The organism is Micromonospora sp. LHW51205, from assembly GCF_003315815.1.
Classification (GTDB): domain Bacteria; phylum Actinomycetota; class Actinomycetes; order Mycobacteriales; family Micromonosporaceae; genus Micromonospora; species Micromonospora chalcea.
Genome location: NZ_QMEZ01000001.1, coordinates 1 through 17,530, shown reverse-complemented (window position 1 = coordinate 17,530; position 17,530 = coordinate 1). Strand labels below are relative to the sequence as shown.

General features: G+C 74.2%; 17 protein-coding genes. 5 read left to right on the top strand and 12 right to left on the bottom strand.

All coding sequences use genetic code 11. The features are described from left to right. On the bottom strand, positions 1 to 1,113 hold the full coding sequence (locus tag DQE82_RS00085) for an ATP-dependent DNA ligase (RefSeq protein WP_064447172.1): 1,113 nt from the start codon (positions 1,111 to 1,113) through the stop codon (positions 1 to 3). Positions 1,114 to 1,249: 136 nt separating this feature from the next. Between DQE82_RS00085 and DQE82_RS00080 the strand changes: the two genes are divergently transcribed. Both DQE82_RS00080 and DQE82_RS00075 read left to right on the top strand, forming a co-directional pair. Further along, positions 1,250 to 1,462 carry a hypothetical protein gene (locus DQE82_RS00080; RefSeq protein ID WP_069089394.1) on the top strand — a complete coding sequence of 71 codons (213 nt, stop codon included), beginning with the start codon at positions 1,250 to 1,252 and terminating at the stop codon, positions 1,460 to 1,462. A 263-nt stretch (positions 1,463 to 1,725) separates the two neighbouring features. Continuing rightward, on the top strand, positions 1,726 to 2,148 hold the full coding sequence (locus tag DQE82_RS00075; RefSeq protein WP_113971722.1) for an SRPBCC family protein: 423 nt from the start codon (positions 1,726 to 1,728) through the stop codon (positions 2,146 to 2,148). Here the strand turns inward: DQE82_RS00075 and DQE82_RS00070 are convergent. Next, positions 2,123 to 2,611 (bottom strand): GNAT family N-acetyltransferase, encoded by a 489-nt coding sequence (locus DQE82_RS00070; RefSeq protein ID WP_043325626.1) that lies wholly within the window; start codon positions 2,609 to 2,611, stop codon positions 2,123 to 2,125. The two genes, DQE82_RS00075 and DQE82_RS00070, sit on opposite strands and share 26 nt — an antisense overlap. A gap of 55 nt (positions 2,612 to 2,666) precedes the next feature. Between DQE82_RS00070 and DQE82_RS00065 the strand changes: the two genes are divergently transcribed. Next, positions 2,667 to 3,188, top strand: coding sequence for a DUF1990 family protein (locus DQE82_RS00065; RefSeq protein ID WP_113972329.1), 522 nt, complete (start codon positions 2,667 to 2,669; stop codon positions 3,186 to 3,188). 4 nt (positions 3,189 to 3,192) lie between these two features. Here the strand turns inward: DQE82_RS00065 and DQE82_RS00060 are convergent, their stop codons facing one another. The 10 genes from DQE82_RS00060 to DQE82_RS00015 all read right to left on the bottom strand — a co-directional run bounded on the left by DQE82_RS00060 (position 3,193) and on the right by DQE82_RS00015 (position 15,146). Further along, the gene (locus DQE82_RS00060) at positions 3,193 to 4,107 is read right to left on the bottom strand and encodes a DNA-3-methyladenine glycosylase (protein WP_113971721.1); all 915 of its coding nucleotides are present in this window, start codon (positions 4,105 to 4,107) and stop codon (positions 3,193 to 3,195) included. 147 nt (positions 4,108 to 4,254) lie between these two features. Next, entirely contained in the window at positions 4,255 to 4,914 is a 660-nt protein-coding gene (locus DQE82_RS00055) for a hypothetical protein (RefSeq protein ID WP_064447175.1), read from the bottom strand. Between the two features lie 205 nt (positions 4,915 to 5,119). Further along, entirely contained in the window at positions 5,120 to 5,902 is a 783-nt protein-coding gene (locus tag DQE82_RS00050; RefSeq protein ID WP_030503037.1) for an anti-sigma factor, read from the bottom strand. Beyond that, a complete protein-coding gene (locus tag DQE82_RS00045) occupies positions 5,899 to 6,597 on the bottom strand; it encodes a sigma-70 family RNA polymerase sigma factor (protein WP_030503038.1) in 699 nt (232 codons plus the stop codon). The genes DQE82_RS00050 and DQE82_RS00045 overlap by 4 nt, the downstream gene beginning before the upstream one ends. Before the next feature lie 82 nt (positions 6,598 to 6,679). Next, positions 6,680 to 7,537, bottom strand: coding sequence for a spermidine synthase (locus DQE82_RS00040; RefSeq protein ID WP_043325620.1), 858 nt, complete (start codon positions 7,535 to 7,537; stop codon positions 6,680 to 6,682). After that, the gene (locus tag DQE82_RS00035) at positions 7,537 to 8,508 is read right to left on the bottom strand and encodes a hypothetical protein (protein ID WP_113971720.1); all 972 of its coding nucleotides are present in this window, start codon (positions 8,506 to 8,508) and stop codon (positions 7,537 to 7,539) included. The genes DQE82_RS00040 and DQE82_RS00035 overlap by 1 nt, the downstream gene beginning before the upstream one ends. Beyond that, entirely contained in the window at positions 8,505 to 10,979 is a 2,475-nt protein-coding gene (locus tag DQE82_RS00030) for an AAA family ATPase (protein WP_113971719.1), read from the bottom strand. The genes DQE82_RS00035 and DQE82_RS00030 overlap by 4 nt, the downstream gene beginning before the upstream one ends. Next, the gene (locus DQE82_RS00025) at positions 10,979 to 12,127 is read right to left on the bottom strand and encodes an exonuclease SbcCD subunit D (protein WP_043325615.1); all 1,149 of its coding nucleotides are present in this window, start codon (positions 12,125 to 12,127) and stop codon (positions 10,979 to 10,981) included. The genes DQE82_RS00030 and DQE82_RS00025 overlap by 1 nt, the downstream gene beginning before the upstream one ends. Before the next feature lie 11 nt (positions 12,128 to 12,138). Beyond that, entirely contained in the window at positions 12,139 to 13,887 is a 1,749-nt protein-coding gene (locus tag DQE82_RS00020) for an ATP-binding protein (RefSeq protein WP_043325613.1), read from the bottom strand. Between the two features lie 437 nt (positions 13,888 to 14,324). After that, positions 14,325 to 15,146 carry a pyrimidine reductase family protein gene (locus DQE82_RS00015; RefSeq protein ID WP_113971718.1) on the bottom strand — a complete coding sequence of 274 codons (822 nt, stop codon included), beginning with the start codon at positions 15,144 to 15,146 and terminating at the stop codon, positions 14,325 to 14,327. Positions 15,147 to 15,296: 150 nt separating this feature from the next. Here DQE82_RS00015 and DQE82_RS00010 point away from each other — a divergent pair, with 150 nt between their 5' ends. After that, on the top strand, positions 15,297 to 15,842 hold the full coding sequence (locus tag DQE82_RS00010; protein WP_043325609.1) for a plasmid pRiA4b ORF-3 family protein: 546 nt from the start codon (positions 15,297 to 15,299) through the stop codon (positions 15,840 to 15,842). Positions 15,843 to 16,075: 233 nt separating this feature from the next. Further along, positions 16,076 to 17,395, top strand: coding sequence for an ABC transporter substrate-binding protein (locus DQE82_RS00005; RefSeq protein WP_043325608.1), 1,320 nt, complete (start codon positions 16,076 to 16,078; stop codon positions 17,393 to 17,395). The last annotated feature ends 135 nt before the right edge of the window (positions 17,396 to 17,530 follow it).

The window sequence follows — 17,530 nt, the reverse complement described above, 5'->3', positions numbered from 1 at the left end:
CTACGCCCGGCCGGCCGCGTCACCGACCGTCGCCGCCGGATCGCCGCGCAGCACCTCGTCGACGTCGTAGCGGATCGGGCGGTCGAGCTGGCCGTAGTCGCAGGAGCGCGGATCACGGTCGGGGCGCCAGCGCACGAACCGGGCGGTGTGCCGCAGCCGGTCGCCCTCCATCGCGTCGTACGCCACCTCGACCACCAGCTCGGGACGCAGCGGCTCCCACTCCAGGTTCTTGCCGCCGGTCCACCGGCTCACCCCGCCCGGGATGCGCTGGCCGCGCTCGTGGTCGCCGTGCACCCACGGGTGCTCGCCGCCGACCTCGCGGTAGGGCTCCAGCTCGTCCAGCAGCTCCTTGCGGCGGGCCATGGTGAACGAGGAGCTGACGCCGATGTGGTGCAGCACGCCCTGGTCGTCGTAGAGCCCCAGCAGCAGCGAGCCCACCACCGGGCCGGACTTGTGCCAGCGGAAGCCCGCCACCACCGCGTCCATGGTGCGCGCGTGCTTGACCTTGAACATGAGCCGCTTGCCCGGCTCGTACGGCAGGTCGGCCGGCTTGACGATCAGCCCGTCCAGGCCGGCGCCCTCGAACACCTCGAACCAGCGGCGGGCCGTCTCCGGGTCGGTGGTCACCTGGGTCACGTGCACCGGCGGGCGCACCCCGGACAACGCCTGCTCCAGCCGCTCGCGGCGCTGCGGATAGGGCTGCCCGGTGAGCAGCTCGTCGTCGATGGCCAGCAGGTCGAACGCGACGAAGTCGGCCGGGGTGGTCTCGGCCAGCAGCTTCACCCGGGAGGCGGCCGGATGGATCCGCTGGGCCAGCAGCTCGAAGTCGAGCCGGGGGTGCCCGCCCGGCCCGTCCCGGCGGATCACGATCAGCTCGCCGTCGACGGCGCACCGGGGCGGAAGCTGCCGGCGCGCCTGCTCGACCACCTCCGGGAAGTAGCGCGTCATCGACTTGCCGCCCCGGCTGGCCAGCTCGACCTCGTCACCGTCGCGGAACACGATGCAGCGGAAGCCGTCCCACTTCGGCTCGTAGGTCAGGCCGGGATCGGTGGGCAGCTCGGACACGCTCTTGGCCAGCATCGGCTCGACCGGAGGGTTGATCGGCAGGTCCACGGCGACCAGTCAACCAGACCCCACCGACAGTGGTGAGGCAGATCACCGGGGGTGGCCGGGCGGCGTGTCCCGTACCGGTCGCCTTCGTCACCGCCGCCCGGATGGTGAAACCGCAGGTCAGAGCTACCTTCGCGGCGTGCCGGAATGGAGCTGCGGATGCTGCGGGCGCTGGCGGGTCAGCGTCGAGCTGATCCGTGGCCGCTACCGCTACCGGCTGGCGCACCGCTATCCGGCCGAGCACGGCGGCGGCGCGAACGTCCTCGGCGAGGTCGGCTCGATCACCGAGCTGGAACGCCTGCTGAAGCGCTACGCCCCGGTCACCCTGGCCGACCTCCACGAGGCCGCCTGACCCTCCGCCCGGCGACCCGCTGCCCGCCGGCCGGCGCCGAGCGACGGAATGCCGGTTGCCCCTCCGCCCCGGCATCTCCGCCCCGGCAAGCCGCCGATCTTGGAGTTGTGGTGCCTCGTAAAGTTCGTCAATCGGGCATCCTGGGCACCCTAAGTCCAAGATCGACGAAGCGGGGGCGGGGCGAGGGCGGAGTGGGCGGGGACGGCGGGCGGGTGGAGTGCGGGCGTAGCCTGAGCTGACGCGTCCACGGGGGAGGAACGCCGATGCGGTTCGTCGAGTCCGTCGAGATCGCCGCCGACGTCGACCGGGTGTGGGCGGTGCAGAGCGACGTCGAGCGCTGGCCGGAGTGGACGCCCTCGGTCACCGCCGCCCGCCGGCTGGAACCCGGTCCGCTGGCGCTCGGCTCGACCGCCCGGCTGGAGCAGCCGCGCCTGCCCCCGGCGGTGTGGCGGGTCACCGAGATCGAGCCGCCGTACTCGTTCGCCTGGGAGTCCGCGAGCCCGGGCGCGCGCAGCCGGGGTGAGCACCGCCTCGTCGCGCTCGGCGACGGGCGCACCCGGGCCGAGCTGGCCCTGGTGCAGACCGGGCCGCTGGCCGGCCTGATCGGCTTGTTCGCCGGGTCGATGATGCGCCGCTACCTGCGGCAGGAGGCGGACGGGCTCAGGCGCCGCTGCGAGCGGGACTGACCGTCTTCTCCAGCACGGCGAGGCGGTTGCCGTTCTCGTCCGGCCGGTGTGCCACCACCCGGTAGCCGCGCCGCGCGTACAGGGCCAGGTTCGCCGCGCTGTCCGCGCCGGTGAACAGCGCGAACCGGGTCACCCGGCCCGCGCAGGCCTGCTCGACCGCGTCCAGCAGCCGTCCGCCGACGCCCCGGCCCTGCTGGTCCGGCGCGACCGAGAGGCGGCCCACGTGGGCGGTGTCGCCGTCGACGCGGGCGCGTACCGAGCCGACCAGGCGGGGGCCGCGCCGCGCGGCGAGCACCACGTCCGGTCCGGCCAGCGCCGCCCGGACCTCGTCCAGCGTCTCGGTCAGCGGGGGCAGGAACACGTCCCGGTAGCGCTGCGCCTCCACCAGGTACGCGGCGCGCTGCACGGTGAGGATCTCACCGGCGTCGGCGACGTCGGCGGGGGCGATGGTCACGTCGGTCACCGGCTCAGCTCACCACAGCGCTCAGAAGCGGCCGTACGCTGGCGGGGGTGTTCCCATCAGCGTGGAGGTGACCGGCGTGCCCGAGCTGACGTACCCGGAGGTGGGCGCGACCCGCGCCGGCGGCCTGCCGGCCGGCTACCACCACCTGCGCCACCGGGTCCGGCTGCCGGACGGCGGCTTCCCGGTCGCGGCGGACGCGCTGCTGGGCTGGCGGCTGCACCGCGCCGCGGGCGTGGTGATGCGCGCGGACGCGCCGCGCGCGGCGCCCGGGGTACGTGTCACGCCGGGACTGGGCGTCGGCCCGGTGCGGCTGTGGGGCCCGACCGAGGTGGTCTGGGTGGTGGACGAGCCGGACCGGGCCGGGTTCGGCTACGGCACGCTGCCCGGGCACCCGGAGGTCGGTGAGGAGGCGTTCCTGGTCACCCGGGGCGCCGACGGCGTCTGGTTCGAGGTGACCGCGTTCAGTCGCCCCGCCCACTGGTACGTGCGGGCCGGCGGGCCGGTCGTGCTCGGCTTCCAGCGGGCGTACGCCTGGTGGCTGGGCCGGACGCTGCGGCGGCTGTGCCGGCGGCGCTGAGCGGTCAGTAGCGGGCGAACGAGCGGATCGGGGCGCGCGGGCCGTACTTCGGCGCCTGGATCCCGGCCGCCTCCAGCAGCACGCAGACCCGGCCACGGTGCCCCTGGAACGGCGCCAGCAGCGCCAGCATCCGGGCGTCGTCACCGCGCGGCTCACCGGCCAGCGCCCAGGCCACCGTGTTCGGCACGTGGTAGTCGCCGACGCTGACCGCGTCCGGGTCGCCGTACGCGATGCGCACCACCTCGGCGGCGGTCCACGGCCCGATGCCGGGGATCGCGGTGAGCCGCCGGGTGGCCTCGGCCGAGTCGGCGCAGCGTTCCAGCCGGTCCGCGACGGCCGCCGCGCGGCGCAGCGTGTCGGCGCGTCGCTGTTCCACGCCGAACGGGTGGAACACCCAGTACGGCGTGGCCGCCACCGCGGCCGGCTCCGGCGGCAGCAGCAGTGGTTGCAGCGGACCCGGGGCGGGTTCGCGGAAGTGCCGCACGGTGGCGGCGTACGCCCGGTACGCCTCCTTGCCGGTGACCTTCTGCTCGAAGACGGCCCGCAGCAGCCGGGGGAAGATCTGGCCGGTGGCGGGCATCCGCAGCCCGTGGTGCGTGTGGGCGAGGCGGGCCACCAGCGGGTGCGCGGCGGCGAGCGCGGCGAACCCGGTCAGGTCGTCGCACAGTCCGGCGATCCGGTCGGCCCGCTCGACCACCCAGCCGGCGCCGGGGCCGTACCCCTCGGCGGTCAGCTCGCCGGCCTCCGGGCGCAGCGCCAGCGTGGCCGGTCCGTCCGGGGTGCGGGTGGCCCACCAGAACGTGCCGGCGGCGATCCGCGCGCACGGGTCGTACGGGCTGAACGTGAGCGCCCGCACCGACGCGGCCAGCCGGTAGCCGGCCGGGGGGCGCAGCGTGCGGCGGGCGGCGGGCGAGGTCACCCGGCCACTCTGCCACGCGTCCCGGCGGTGACGCCGGACACGCCGAGCCGGGAGGCGGGGCGATGCCGGTGCGCCCCGCCTCCCGGGTTCCCGACGATGACCGGCCGCGCCCTCCCCGGCGGCGACCGGTCACCGTGACCTGGTGCGTCAGTACGAGTAGTCCGACCCGCCGCCGGAGCTGTTCGAGCTGCCCGCCGCGGGCGGCGCGACCGGCTTGGGCGTGCCGGTGGGCAGGCAGGTCAGGTTCTTCTTGCCGTTCGGGTCGACCACGAACCAGGTGCCGCCGACGCCCTGGCCCTTCCACTGGCCCGGCTTCTTGTCGCCGATGTAGCGGTAGACCGGCCAGCCGCCGATGGTGAGCTGCCGGGTGCCGTCCTGGCGGGTGATGGTGCCGACCTTGTCGTCGGAGACGCCACGCAGCTTCGGGTTGCCGTCGGTGAGCGACGGCGGCCAGACCTCGGCGCACTTGTCCACGCAGTTGGACTGCGGCGGGTCGTCGGAGTCCTTGTCGAACCGGTACAGCACCCAGCCGTCCTGGTCGGTGACGACGCGGCCCATCCGGGGCAGCTTCTTGCCGACCAGCTCGTCGGTGATCTTCACGTTGGCCGGGGGCGCCTTGTCCGCGACCGGCTCCTCCTCGGGAGCCGCCGACGCCTCCGGTTCGGCCGCCGCGGTGGGTTCGGCCGCGGCGACGGCGACCGGCTCGGCCGCGCTCGAGTTCGCCCCGTTGTAGCCTGCGGGGGCGCAGGCCGTAAGTGCGACCATCGCGCTCGCGACGATGACGGTCGTCCGCTTGTGGTGTGCCACGTGCCCTCCTCGTTCTTGGCAGTTCGCCGAGTAGTACGGGCGCGGCACTGTCAAGGTTGAAATCGAAACGGTGGCACATTTCACAGTGGACTGATTGAACCGACAGCCGTTCTGGCGCGTGCGTCAGCACGAGGGGGTCCGCCGGCCCGGACACGACAAGACGGCGCCGGGCGGTCCAGCCGCCCGACGCCGTCGTCGTACCGGATCAGATGTCGTCCACCGTCACCAGCGGACTCGCCACCCCGTTCGCGTCCACCGACTGCACCTGAAGCTTGTCGATGTCGCGCACCGGGGCGGAGGTGGACGCGGTCAGCTCCAGCGGAAGCTGGTTCTGGTTCGTGCCGTAGCCGCCGGCCGGCACCGACCAGGTGGAGATGACCTCGCTCGTGGCGTTCTTGCGCACCACCACCAGCCGGCAGACACGCGGCCCGGGCAGGCGGCTCAGCTGCACCGAGATCTGCGTGCCGTACTCCTTGCGCGCCAGCCACATCGTGGTCTGCACGCCGGTGCCCGCGTCGGTGGCGTTGTGCTGGTCGCCCTCGATCGGCTTCTCCCCGCCGACGCCCGGGTCGTTCGGGTTGCCCGGCTCGCCGCTCGGCGCCGCGGTCGGCGCGGTCTGCGTCGGCCCGGCCTGCGGCGTCGGCCCCGGCTCGTCGCCGAGCATCCCGGCGGCGACCCCGCTCAGGCCGCCGAACACCACCACTGCCGCCGCTGTCGCCAGCAACTGCCGCACCCGGGTACGACGGCGGTCCCGCCGCACCGCCACCAGCGTCCGGTCCAGCAGCGCCGGATCGGTGTGCGTCTGCTCCAGCGCGGCCATCGCCTCGCCGTCGATGCCGGAGAGCAGCCCCACCACCGGGACCATCGTCTCCAGTTCCGCCGCGCAGGCCCAGCAGGTGGCCAGGTGCTCCTCGAACCGCTCCGCGTCCTCCGCGTCCAGCACGCCGAGCGCGTACGCGGCGACGTCCATGTGGTCGGCCCGGCTCATTCGGTCACCCCCCTCTCCTGCAGAGCCGTGCGCAGCGCGCGCAGCGCGTAGTAGACCCGCGACTTGGCGGTGCCGAGCGGAAGCCCCAGCTCCTCGGCCGCCTCCGGCACGGTGCGCCCCCGGAAGTACGTCGCCACCAGGATCTCCCGGTGCGACTGGCTCAGCGTACGCAGCGCGTCCGCCACCGTCATCGTGCGCAGGACCCGGTCGGTGCTGTCCGCCTCGGCGAACGCGGTCAGATCCCGGTCGTACGTCTCCGGCGGGCGGGCCTGCTCGCTGCGGTGCTCGTCGATCGCGATCCGCCGGGCCACCGTGACCAGCCAGGGACGCAACGAGCCCTGGCCCTGCACGCCGAGCCGGTGCGCGTTGCGCCAGGCCCGCAGCAGCGTCTCCTGCACGATGTCCTCGGCCCGCTGCCGGTCCCCGCCGGTCAGCCGCATCACGAACATCAGCAGCGGGCCGGCGTGCTCGGCGTACAGCAGGCGGATCAGCTGGTCGGAGTGGCTGGCCTCGGCGGAGGTCGCCTGGTGGCGTCCGGGAGCGGGTCGCGGCGGCACCGGGTCATTCTGGCGATCGGCGGGCCGGGCGTCGACCCCCCGGCGGGAACGCGAGGCGCGCGAGTGTGGTTGTGCCCGGGCGAACATCCACTCGGGCCGCGCCACTTCGCCGTGCCAGCCGGCCGCCACCGCATGCATGCAGACCTCCGCTGTCCAATGACATCAGCCGGCCCCCCACGGGCATGGCCGCCCGGTGATACGCAGCCACCAGCCGATCGGATCAACGTTTGACGGAAAAAATTCCGGGCGGCGGGGGAGTGGAGTCGACGGCGCCCGCGTCGTGGACCACCGCCGCGCCGCCGGTGAAGCGGTCCAGCTCCGCGCCGGCCAGCACCCGGCCGGGGAACCAGTCGCCGGCCGCCCGCCGGGCCAGCTCCGGCACCGGCGGCTCCACCCGGGACGCCACCAGCACCAGGTTGCCGTACCGGCGGCCGCGCAGCACCGCCGCGTCGCCGACCAGGCAGGCCCGGGGCAGCACGGTACGCACTGTGGCGACCTGCGCCTTCGCGTGCCGCAGCGGCGGGCCGTCGGCCACGTTCGCCAGATAGCTGCCGCCGGGCGCCAGCACCCGGGCCACCTCGGCGGCGTACTCCACCGAGGTGAGGTGCGCGGGGGTACGGGCACCCGCGAACACGTCGGCCACGATCACGTCGTACGCGCCGTCCCGGCTCGACGTCAGCGTCGCCCGCGCGTCGGCCACCCGTACCCGCAGGCGCGGATCGGCAGGCCACGGCAGCTCGCGGCGGACCAGCTCCACCAGCGCGCCGTCCACCTCGGACACCCGCTGCGTCGAACCCGGGCGGGTGGCCTGCACGTACCGGGGCAGGGTGAGCGCGCCGCCGCCCAGGTGCAGCACCCGCAGCGGCGCCCCGGCCGGCGCCACCAGGTCCAGCGCGGCGGCCAGCCGCCGGACGTACTCGAACTCCAGGTGAGCCGGATCGGTCAGGTCCACATGCGACTGCGGCGCACCGTCCAGCAGCAACGTCCACGAGCCCGGACGGTCCCGGTCCGGCACCAGTTCGGCCCGCCCGGTGTCGACGTCGGCCACCACCCGGTCGGCGTCGCGTCGCCGGCCCATCAGCGCCGCATTCCGCGCGCCGCCGCGGTGAGCACGCGGTGCAGCAGCCGCGCGTCGCCGAGCATCCCGCGTAACCGGCGTTCCAGCCCGGCGATCGGCACCAGGTTCTGCGGGGCACGCGGATCCTTGTACGGGGTGGAGGCGAACCGGGGCAGCGTCACCAGCGACAGGTCGGCCAGCGCGATCGCCTCCGGCACGGTCAGGTCGGCCGAGCACTCCACCCGCACGATCCCGGCCCACGGCGCCCCGGCGTGCACCGGCAGCCGCAGATACCACGACCAGCCGCCCCACGCCGTGCCCAGCCGGAACACCGGGCATCGCTCACCCGGCGCCAGCCCGGTCACCACAGCGGTCAGCCGCCCGTCCAGGTATTGGCTGTGCTGCGTCTTGATGTACCCGAGCGTGCGCGGCAGGTTCCGCCGGCTGCGCAGCGGGCCGTCCACCACCAGCAGGTCGCCGTCGGTGCGTACCGCGTCGGAGACGGCCACCTCCAGCGCGGTCAGCGGCGCCTGCACCGCCGCGGGCAGCTTGCTCAGCTCACCGGTGCCGCTGACCCGGTGCACCGGGTAACGCACAGTCCCGGCGACCACGTCCTGCGCCGACGGGCTCGCCGTGAACAACCCCCGGCCCACCCGGGCGCCGGCCATCTCGGCGGCGCCCCGGTCCAGGTCGCAGCGGACCACACCGGCCGCGTACGAGGCGGCGATGCCGGGGAACGAGCCGCCGTCCTCCTCGGCCGTCCAGACGCTGGCGTCGATCCGGCGTACCCCGTCGACGAGCAGCACCACGTCCGGCGACCGCACGCCCGCGCGGGGGCCGATCGCCCGCCAGTCGGTGGCCGGCAGCTCGACGTCGGCGTCCACCTGGGCGCTGCTCGGCGCGGCCGGACCGGACCCGCCCGCAGCCTCGAACGACGCGCCGTACGCCGGATCCCAGGCGTCGACGAAGAACGCCGGCGACTGTGACGTCACAGGCCGGTCCGTTCCACGCGGGCCGTCCGCGCGTCCTTGCGCACCTCGAACCGGACCGGGATCCGCTCGGCCAGCGCCGGCACGTGGGTGACCACGCCGACCATCCGGTCGCCCCGGGCGGCCAGGTTTTCCAGCGTCGCCGCGACCGTGTCCAGCGTCGCCGCGTCGAGCGTGCCGAAACCCTCGTCCAGGACGATCGACTCCAGGCTGGCCGCGGTGGTGGACATGCCGGCGAGCTGCTCGGACAGCGCCAGCGCCAGCGCCAGCGACGCCTGGAACGTCTCCCCGCCGGACAGCGTGCGCACCCCGCGCCGCAGCCCCGCGTCGTGGTGGTCGACCACGAAGAACTCGCCCTTGTCGTGCACCAGGTCGTACTGCCCGCCGGACAGCTCCCGCAGGATCCGCGACGCGCCGTCGACCAGCAGGTCCAGCGCCTCGGTGAGCAGCCAGCGTTCGAAGTTGTTCGCCCGCAGGTGCGAGGCGAGCGCCCGCGCCACCCGCGCCTCGTGCTCGTGCCCGGCCCGCTGCTCCCGCAGCCCGGCGGCCTGCTCGCGGCGCTCGTCCAGGCGGCGCAACTCCGCCTCGGCCCGCTCCACCGCCACCGCCACGTCGCGCGGCGCGTCCTGCGGGGCGTCCAGCCCGGCCGCGGTGAACAACGCGGCGATCCCGTCGGCGACCTCGGCCGCGGCCCGCTGCGCCGCCTCCACCGACTCGGCCAGCCCGTCGCGGTCCGCGCGCCGCGCCCGCGCCTGCTCGCCCGCCCAGTCGGCCAGCGCCGTCCACGCCGCCGCCACGTCGTCCCGGTCGGCGGCCGGCGGCCCGAACCGGGCCAGCCCGTCGCGTACCGCGTCGAAGTCACGCCAGGCCCGGCGCAGCCGATCCTGCGCGGCGTCGAGCGCGCCCCGCGCCCGCCGGGCCGCCTCCCGCCCGGCCCGCACCGCGCCGGCCGCCTCCTCCAGCGCGGCGCGCAGCCGGGCGTGCTCGGCCAGCGCCTCCCGCAGCCGTTCCGGCGTGGGTGCGTCAGTGAGCTGCTCGTCCAGCTCGGCCAGGCGCGCGCCGAGCTGGTCGTGCTGGGTCCGGGCGCGCAGCAGCACCCGGTCCAGGTCGCGGGCCGCGGCGTCGCGTTCCTGCACCACCCGCTTGGCCGCCTCGCTCGCCGCCCGCGCCGCCTTGCCCGCCTCGATCGCCCGGCTCACCGCCGAACCCGTCGGCACCGCCGGCACGGTGGTGACCGTCTGCTCGCACACCGGGCAGGGCGCGCCGTCGACCAGGTGCGCCCGCAGCGCCGCCGCCTGGTCGGCGGCCTTCGCGTCCTCGTGCGCGCGGAACGCCGACTCCAGCTCCGTCTCGGCCCGCTGCGCGTCCGCCCGCGCCGCCGCCAGCGCTGCCACCGCCGCGTCGTGCTCGCCGCGCGCCGCGTCCACCGCCGCGCGCACAGTCGCCGCCTCCGCGGTCAGCCGGTCCCGGTCCGCGTACGCCTTCAGGTGCAACCGCAACGCGCTCTCGTCACCGGCGGCGGTCAGCTCCCCGCGCAGCTTCTCCTCGCGCTCCTCGGCCAGGCCGACCGCGCCCGCCGCCTCGTCGGCGGCGACCCGGGCCGCCGCCACCGCCCGCGCCAGCTCGGCCGTTCCGTCCGGCGGCCGCACCCCGGCCAGCACACCCAGCTCCGCGTCGAGGGCGGCCAGCGCCGCGGCCCGCTCACCCGCCGTCGCCCGGGCCCGCTCCCATTCGGGTACGGCGGCAGCGACCGCTGCGGCCAGCTCCCGCATCGCGTCCACCCGCTCCCGGGCGGCGGCCAGACTCTCGTCGTCGACGTCGGTGAGCCCGCCGAGCAGCTTGTCGACGGTCTCCAGCTTCGCCTCGGCCTGCCCGGCCCGCTCGACCGCCTTCTTCTGCACGTTCTCGTAGACGCCCAGCCCGAGCAGGTTCACCAGGATCTGCTGCCGGGTGGCCGGCTTGGCGTGCAGGAAGTCGGCGAACTGCCCCTGCGGCAGCACCACGCAGGAGGTGAACTGCTCGTACGGCAGCCCGACCGCGTCCAGCACCGCCTGTTCCATCTCGGCCGGGGTGCCCGCCACCACCTCGCCCAGATCCTCCGGGCTGAGCCCGGTGTCGAGCTTGGTGACGTCGAAGCCCGGCGGCATGAGCTGCAGCCCGGCGCTGGCCGTCTTCACGGTGCCCCGGCCGTCCCGGCGCACCACCCGGGTCGCCACGTAGCGGTCCCCGGCGGACTCGAAGACCAGCCGGACCCGCGCCTCGGTGGCCGACGGCGCCAGCGCGTTCGCCAGCCCCCGGGCGCCGCCCCAGCGCGGCACCGTGCCGTAGAGCGCGAAGCAGATCGCGTCGAGCACCGTCGACTTGCCCGAACCGGTCGGCCCGACCAGCGCGAAGAAGTCCGCGTCGGTGAAGTCGACAGTGGTCTCGTCGCGGAACACCGTGAACCCGGCCATGTCCAGCCGCATCGGCCGCATCAGTGCTCCACCTCCTCGAGCAGCTCGTCGAAGAGTTCCCGGACACCCTCGTCGGCGTGCCCGCGGCTGTCCAGGTAGTCGCCGAACAACTCGCCCGGCGACCGCCCGGCCCGCTGGGCCGTCCGGGTCCCGCTGCCCGGCGCGGGCACCAGCTCCGGGTCGATCCGGATCTCCAGCGCCCGGGGCAGCAGCTCCTGCACCTCCTCGCGCAGCCCGGCCCGGGGCTGCTCCCGGACGTAGACGCGCAGCCAGCCCTCCGGCGCCTCGATCTCGGCGAGCTGCGCGAGCGTGCCGCGTACCGTGCGCAGCGGCACCGCGCCCGGCACCGGCACCTCCCGGATGCGGGCGGCGGTGGTCGCCGTGACCTCCACGATCGTCACCGAGCTGACGTTCTCCTGCTCGCCGAAGTCGACGGCGAGCGGGCTGCCGCTGTAGCGGATCGGGCACGGGCCGATGACCCGCTGCGAGCGGTGCAGGTGACCCAGCGCCACGTAGTGCGCGTTGCCGGGGAAGACGGTGGCCGGGACCGCGTATCCGAGCACCGTGTGCGCGTCCCGCTCGCCGCCGCCGGTGCTCGCCCCGACCACTGTCAGGTGCGCGGTCACCAGGTGCACGCGGTCCGGCTCGGTGAACCCCTCGGCGAGCCGGTCCAGCACCCGGCCCAGGTGGTCGGCGTACGTCTGGTTTGCCTCGGCCGGGGTGAGCGTGTACATCTCCACCGCGCGCACCGCGTACCGCTGGGACAGGAACGGCAGCGCGGCCAGCCGCCAGCGTTCCCCGCCGGCGGTGACGCCGTCGACGACGTGCTCGTCCGGGTTCTCCCGGACGCTGCCGCGCAGCGTGATCCCGGCCGCCTCGGCCCACGGGCGCAGCGCGTCCAGCGCCGCGCCGTTGTCGTGGTTGCCGCCGATCGCCACCACGTCCGCGCCGGTACGCCGCAACGCGGTGAGCGCCCGGGTCACCAGCCGCGTCGCCTCCGGGGTGGGCGCGGCGGTGTCGTACAGGTCACCGGCGACGATGACCAGGTCGGGCCGCTCACGCTGGGCGATCTCGATGACCTGGGCGAGGACCTGCTTGTGCTCCTCGGCCCGGGACTGCCCCTTGAGGACCTTGCCGACGTGCCAGTCGGAGGTGTGCAGGATCTTCATCTGGGTGCCGCCTAGAACGGGATGTCGTCGTCGGAGGAGCCGGAGCCGACCACCGCGAACGGATCGGCGGCCTGCGTGATCGACCGTAGCGTCTCCGAGGGCGCGCGGCCCGCCTCCGAGACCCGGGTGGCCCACGCCGGGAACGGGAACTCCAGGCAGAGCGGCACCGGGATGTCCGGCTGGTTGACGAACATCGTGCCCGGCTTGGCCAGCAGCGCCCGCTGCCGTTGGGCGGGCGGCAGGAAGCCGTACTCCGGGCGGGACGCCTCGGCCGGGTCGAGCCGGCCCACCACCCGGATCGCCGAGTTGGTGACGATCCGCCGTTCCACCTCGCTGGCGGTCTGCTGCGCGCCGACCAGGATCACGCCCAGCGAGCGGCCCCGCTCGGCGATGTCGAGCAGCACCTCCTTGATCGGCGACGAGCCCTCCCGCGGCGCGTACTTGTTCAGCTCGTCCAGCACGACGAACAGCAGCGGCTTGGCGGTGCCCGCCTTCTCCTTGCGCTCGAACTCGCTCTTGAGCGTCACACCGACCACGAACCGCTGCGCGCGGTCGGGCAGGTTGTGCAGGTCGACCACAGTCACCTGCGCGCTCTCCGCCGTGTTGATCGAGTGCGGGCGGCGGGTCGCCAGGTCACCACGGATCAACCGGCCCAGGTCCTTCTTGCTGCCGATCAGCCGCCGGGCGAACGCGTTCACGGTGCCCAGCCCGACCGCGCTGCCCGCCCACTCGCCGCGCGTCTCGTCGTCGTTGAGCTGCTCGACCACGTGGTCGACCAGATCCGCGTACGAGCCGAGCCGTACCCCGTCGATACTCACTCCGCCGTCGGCCGGCTGGGCGTAACGGGCCAGGTGCGCGGCCACCGAGTGGACCACCATCGTGTACTGCTGGCGCTCGTCGTCCGCGTCGGCGAACACGTACGGCAGCAGCCGGTCGGCGCAGAACTCGGACAGCGTCCAGTAGAAGCTGTCCACCCCGGTGAGCCGGCTGCTCACATCCGGCGTGCCGGAGGAGTCGCCGACCCGCGGCGGGGCGTACACCCGCACGTCCGGGAACGCGCCGGCATCAAGGCCCAGCTTCGCGTACGCCGCCCGGGTCGGATCGTCGAGCCGGCTGTTCGGGTGGTCGAGGAAGAGCAGGTCCTCGCCCTTCACGTTGAAGATCAGCGCCTTCGCGTTGACCGCGTCGCCGCCCAGCACGCCGGAGCGGAACACCGAGTAGAGCAGGAACGTGGCGAAACTCGTCTTGGTCGCGACGCCGGAGATGCCGGAGATCGACACGTGCGCGCCCCGGGTGCCGTCGAGGAAGTCGGCGTTGAGGTAGACCGGCACCCCGTCGCGGCCCATCCCCATCGGGATCCGCCGCTCCATCCGGTCGAAGTGCAGCGCCCGCGCCCGCGCGTCACCCTCGGCCCGGTGCACCACGGCGCCCGGCGTCGGCGGCACGTAGAACTCCGGGTCGACCCGCGTGGTCGTCACCTCGGCCGCCTCCTGCACCTGCGCCGGCAGCGTGCCGTCGGCGATGGCGAAGACGTCGGAGTCGAACTGCGCCCCCTCGTGCCGGGCACGCACCTGGGTCACCACCCCGGCGATCGTCACCGGCTCCCGGTCGGGCAGGTCGCGGCGGGTCACCACCACGTCGTCCAGCTGCAGGTAGCTGCCCGGCGCGACCGCGGTCCAGAAGGTGAGCGGGGTGGCGTCGGCGGTGCCGAGCACCCGGCCGACACCCTCGCCGGGCCCGTCGAGCTGGTCGTCGGTCATCGGCGGTCTCCGGTCGGCTGGTCGTACCGTTGGCGGTGCACGTCGTGCATCCTGCCCGAGGGATGCGACAGGTTGCCACGCGACGCGGCGGACGCCACGCCGAGCGTGCGCCGAACGGTAGCCGCCCGGATCCGCCCGGCCACGGTGCGTACGTTTCTGCCCGCTCCGGCGCTGTCTCCGGCCCCCGGCCCGGCTGACTCGGTGGAACGTCATGGGTGTCTCCGCGCGCTTCTGACACCCATGACGTTCCACTCGCCCCGCGAACCCCGGGTTGCTTGGCGCGCGAGAGCCGCCCCCAATGTCGAGACCCACGTCCCGCTCTCCGGGACGCTCGGAGATCTTGGTACGAGAGCGCCCTCATAGGGGCCGTTTGGTACCAAGATCTCGGGAGCCGGGAGCCGGGAGCCGGGAGCCGGGAGCCGGGAGCCGGGAGCTGGTCAGGCTGCGGGGGCGGATCCGGCGGGTGTGGGGTCGGCGGGGTCGCGGGCGTACCGCAACATGAGCACTCCGTCGGCGGCGGCCAGCACGTGGCGCAGCGGCAGGTGCCGGGGCGGGCTGGCGTCCCCGGCGGTGATCCGGCCCGGGCCGGCGCCGGCGAGCAGCGGCGCCACGGTCAGGCACAGCTCGTCGACCAGGTCGGCGGCGGTGAGCGCGCCGAACAGGTGCGGGCCGCCCTCGCAGAGCAGTTGGTCCAGCCCTCGGCGGCGCAGCTCCGCCAGGCCCACGGACAAGTCGACCCGGCCGCTGCCGTCGACCCGGTCGGTGCTGGTGACCGGGGCGGTGCCGCAGCGGACCAGGTCGGCGACGTCGGTGAGGCCGGGCGGCGGTACGGCGTCGGCGTGGGTGAGCACGATCGGCCGGACGGGGGCGTCGGCGAACGCGGCCTGGGCCGGGTCGAGGTCGAGTGAGCCGGAGACGACCACGAGCGTCGGGAACTCGGCCAGCCCGCGTTCGCGGCGCCAGGCCCGGCGTTCCGGGCTCAGCCGGACCGCCCGGTAGCCCTCGTGCCGCAGCGTGCCGGCGGCCACCACGAGAGCGTCGCAGAGCATCCGCAGCAGCCCGAAGACCCGCTTGTCCGGCTCGCCGGAGAGCCCGGCGGAGTAGCCGTCCAGAGTGACCGCCCCGTCGGCGCTGGCGACGAAGTTGACCCGCAGGTGCGGGCGGGCCGACCGGCCGTAGAGCGCGGTGAGTTCCGGATCGGTCAGCGCGCCGGTGACGGGTGCGGGCCAGATCCGTTCGATCGGGGTTCCGACGCTCATTCGCCGGCCGGACCGGTGACCGGAGGGGTGGGTTCGGGGGTACGGTGCTGGCAGTCGCACCACTTCCGGCCAGGACAGTCGTCGTGCCGCCGTTCCCGGCAGGCTCGGCAGATCATGCAGGCAGCCTATGCCGAGGAAGGATGGGACGTCGTGTCGCGTCAGATCTTCCAGCTCATGGTGTCGCTGGCCGGGGTCCGGCCGCGGGTGTGGCGGCGGGTGCTGGTGCCCGGCGGCTACACGCTGGACCGGCTGCACCGGGTGATCCAGCACGCGATGGGCTGGCGCGACTGCCACCTGCACTCGTTCGACGTGGACGGCCGGCAGTACGGCGAACCCGACCCGGACGGCGAGCTGGCGCTGCGCGACGAGCTGGACGTCCGGCTGGACACGGTAGTGGGCAAGGGCGACCGGTTCCGCTACACCTACGACTTCGGGGACTGGTGGGAGCACGACCTGGTGGTGGAGGACTGCTGCGCCGCCGACCCGGACGAGCGTTACCCGGTCTGCCTGGACGGGGAGCGGGCCTGCCCGCCGGAGGACGTGGGCGGCCCGGCCGGCTATGCGGTCCTGCTCGCGGCGCTCGCCGACCCGGCGCACCCGGAACACGTGACGATGCGCGAGTGGGCCGGCCCGGCGTTCGATCCGGCCGCGTTCGACGCCGGCCGCGCCACCGTCCTGCTGCGCCGCTGCTGCTGATCGCGCCGCCCGCGCGCCGCTGATCGCGGGCTCCGGGGAGGGGTCGCCAGCGGCGCGGTAACGAAATGGGAACGCTCCCAACGGTCTATTGACACCCCTGTCACCTCCCGGCAACCTCATGGGAGCGCTCCCGAGAGTGGTGCGGATCTCCCTCCTGCCCCGCTCCGGCCCGCGCGAAACGCACCCCCCACCACACAGCAGATATCGCCTCACCACCGAAAGAGGGGTCTCGGATGAGCGTCCCAATCCGTCGTCGGCGGTTCGCGGCCATCGCGCTCGCGTCCGTCGTCGTGCTCGGCACCACCGCCGCCTGCGGCGACGACTCGGACAGCGGCGACAGCGGCAGCGGCGACGGCCCGATCACGCTGGTCGTCGACGTCTTCGGCGACCAGGGCTTCGGCTACGAAGAGCTGTACAAGCAGTACGAAGCGGAGCACACGAACGTCAAGATCCAGGAGCGGGGCAAGGGTCTCGGCCTCGGTGACTACAACACCCGTCTGACCCAGCAGATCACCGCGGGCTCGGGCGCCGGTGACGTGGTGGCCCTGGAAGAGGGCACCATCGTCCAGTTCTACGCCCAGGCCGACAAGTTCGTGAACCTCGCCGACCACGGCGCGAACGACCTCAAGGGCAACTTCCTGCCGTGGAAGTGGGAGCAGGGCACCACCCCCGACGGCAAGGTGCTGGGCCTCGGCACCGACGTCGGCTCGATGGCGCTGTGCTACCGCAGCGACCTGTTCAAGGCCGCCGGGCTGCCCACCGACCGCGAGCAGGTCGGCGCGCTCTGGCCGACCTGGGACGAGTTCATCGCCACCGGCCAGAAGTTCGCCGCCGCCGACAAGAAGCACAAGTTCGTCGACTCGGCGACCAACTTCTACAACGTGGTGCTGATGCAGGTCGCGGGCCAGGGCAGCGGCTACACGTACTACGACAAGAGCAACAAGATGGTCATCGACCAGAACCCGGACGTGAAGACGGCGTACGACCTCACCACCAAGATGATCGCCGCCGGGCTGTCCAACAACCTCCAGTCGTTCTCCAACGAGTGGAACGCCGGCTTCAAGAACGGCACCTTCGCCACCATCGCCTGCCCCGCCTGGATGACCGGTGTCATCAAGGGCCAGGCCGGTGACGCGGCGGCCGGCAAGTGGGACATCGCCAAGGCGCCGGGCGCCGGTGGCAACTGGGGCGGTTCCTTCCTGGGCGTGCCGAAGTCGAGCAAGCACCAGAAGGAGGCCGCGGAGCTGGCCAAGTTCCTGACCAGCGCCAAGGGTCAGATCGGCGCGTACAAGGCGGTCGGCAACCTGCCGTCGAACCCGCAGGCGCTCACCGACCCGGCCGTCGCCGACTCGACCAACGACTACTTCAGCAAGGCCCCGGTCGGCAAGATCTTCGCCGCCGGCGCGACCGAGCTGAAGCCGGTCTACCTCGGCCCGAAGAACAACGCGGTCCGCACCGCCGTGGAGAACACGCTGCGCGCCGTGGAGCAGGGCAAGTCGGCCGGCGAGCAGTGGCAGGCGGCCCTGAAGAACGGTGCGGCCGCCGGTAAGTGACCGGTTGAGCCACCCGCGGTGCCCGCAGAGTCCGGCGTCGCCCGTGTGGCGGGTGACGCCGGCCGAGGAGAAGGACTCCCCATGAGCCTCGACCTGCACGCCGCGGCGCCGCCCGAGCCCGGCGCGCCGCGCTCC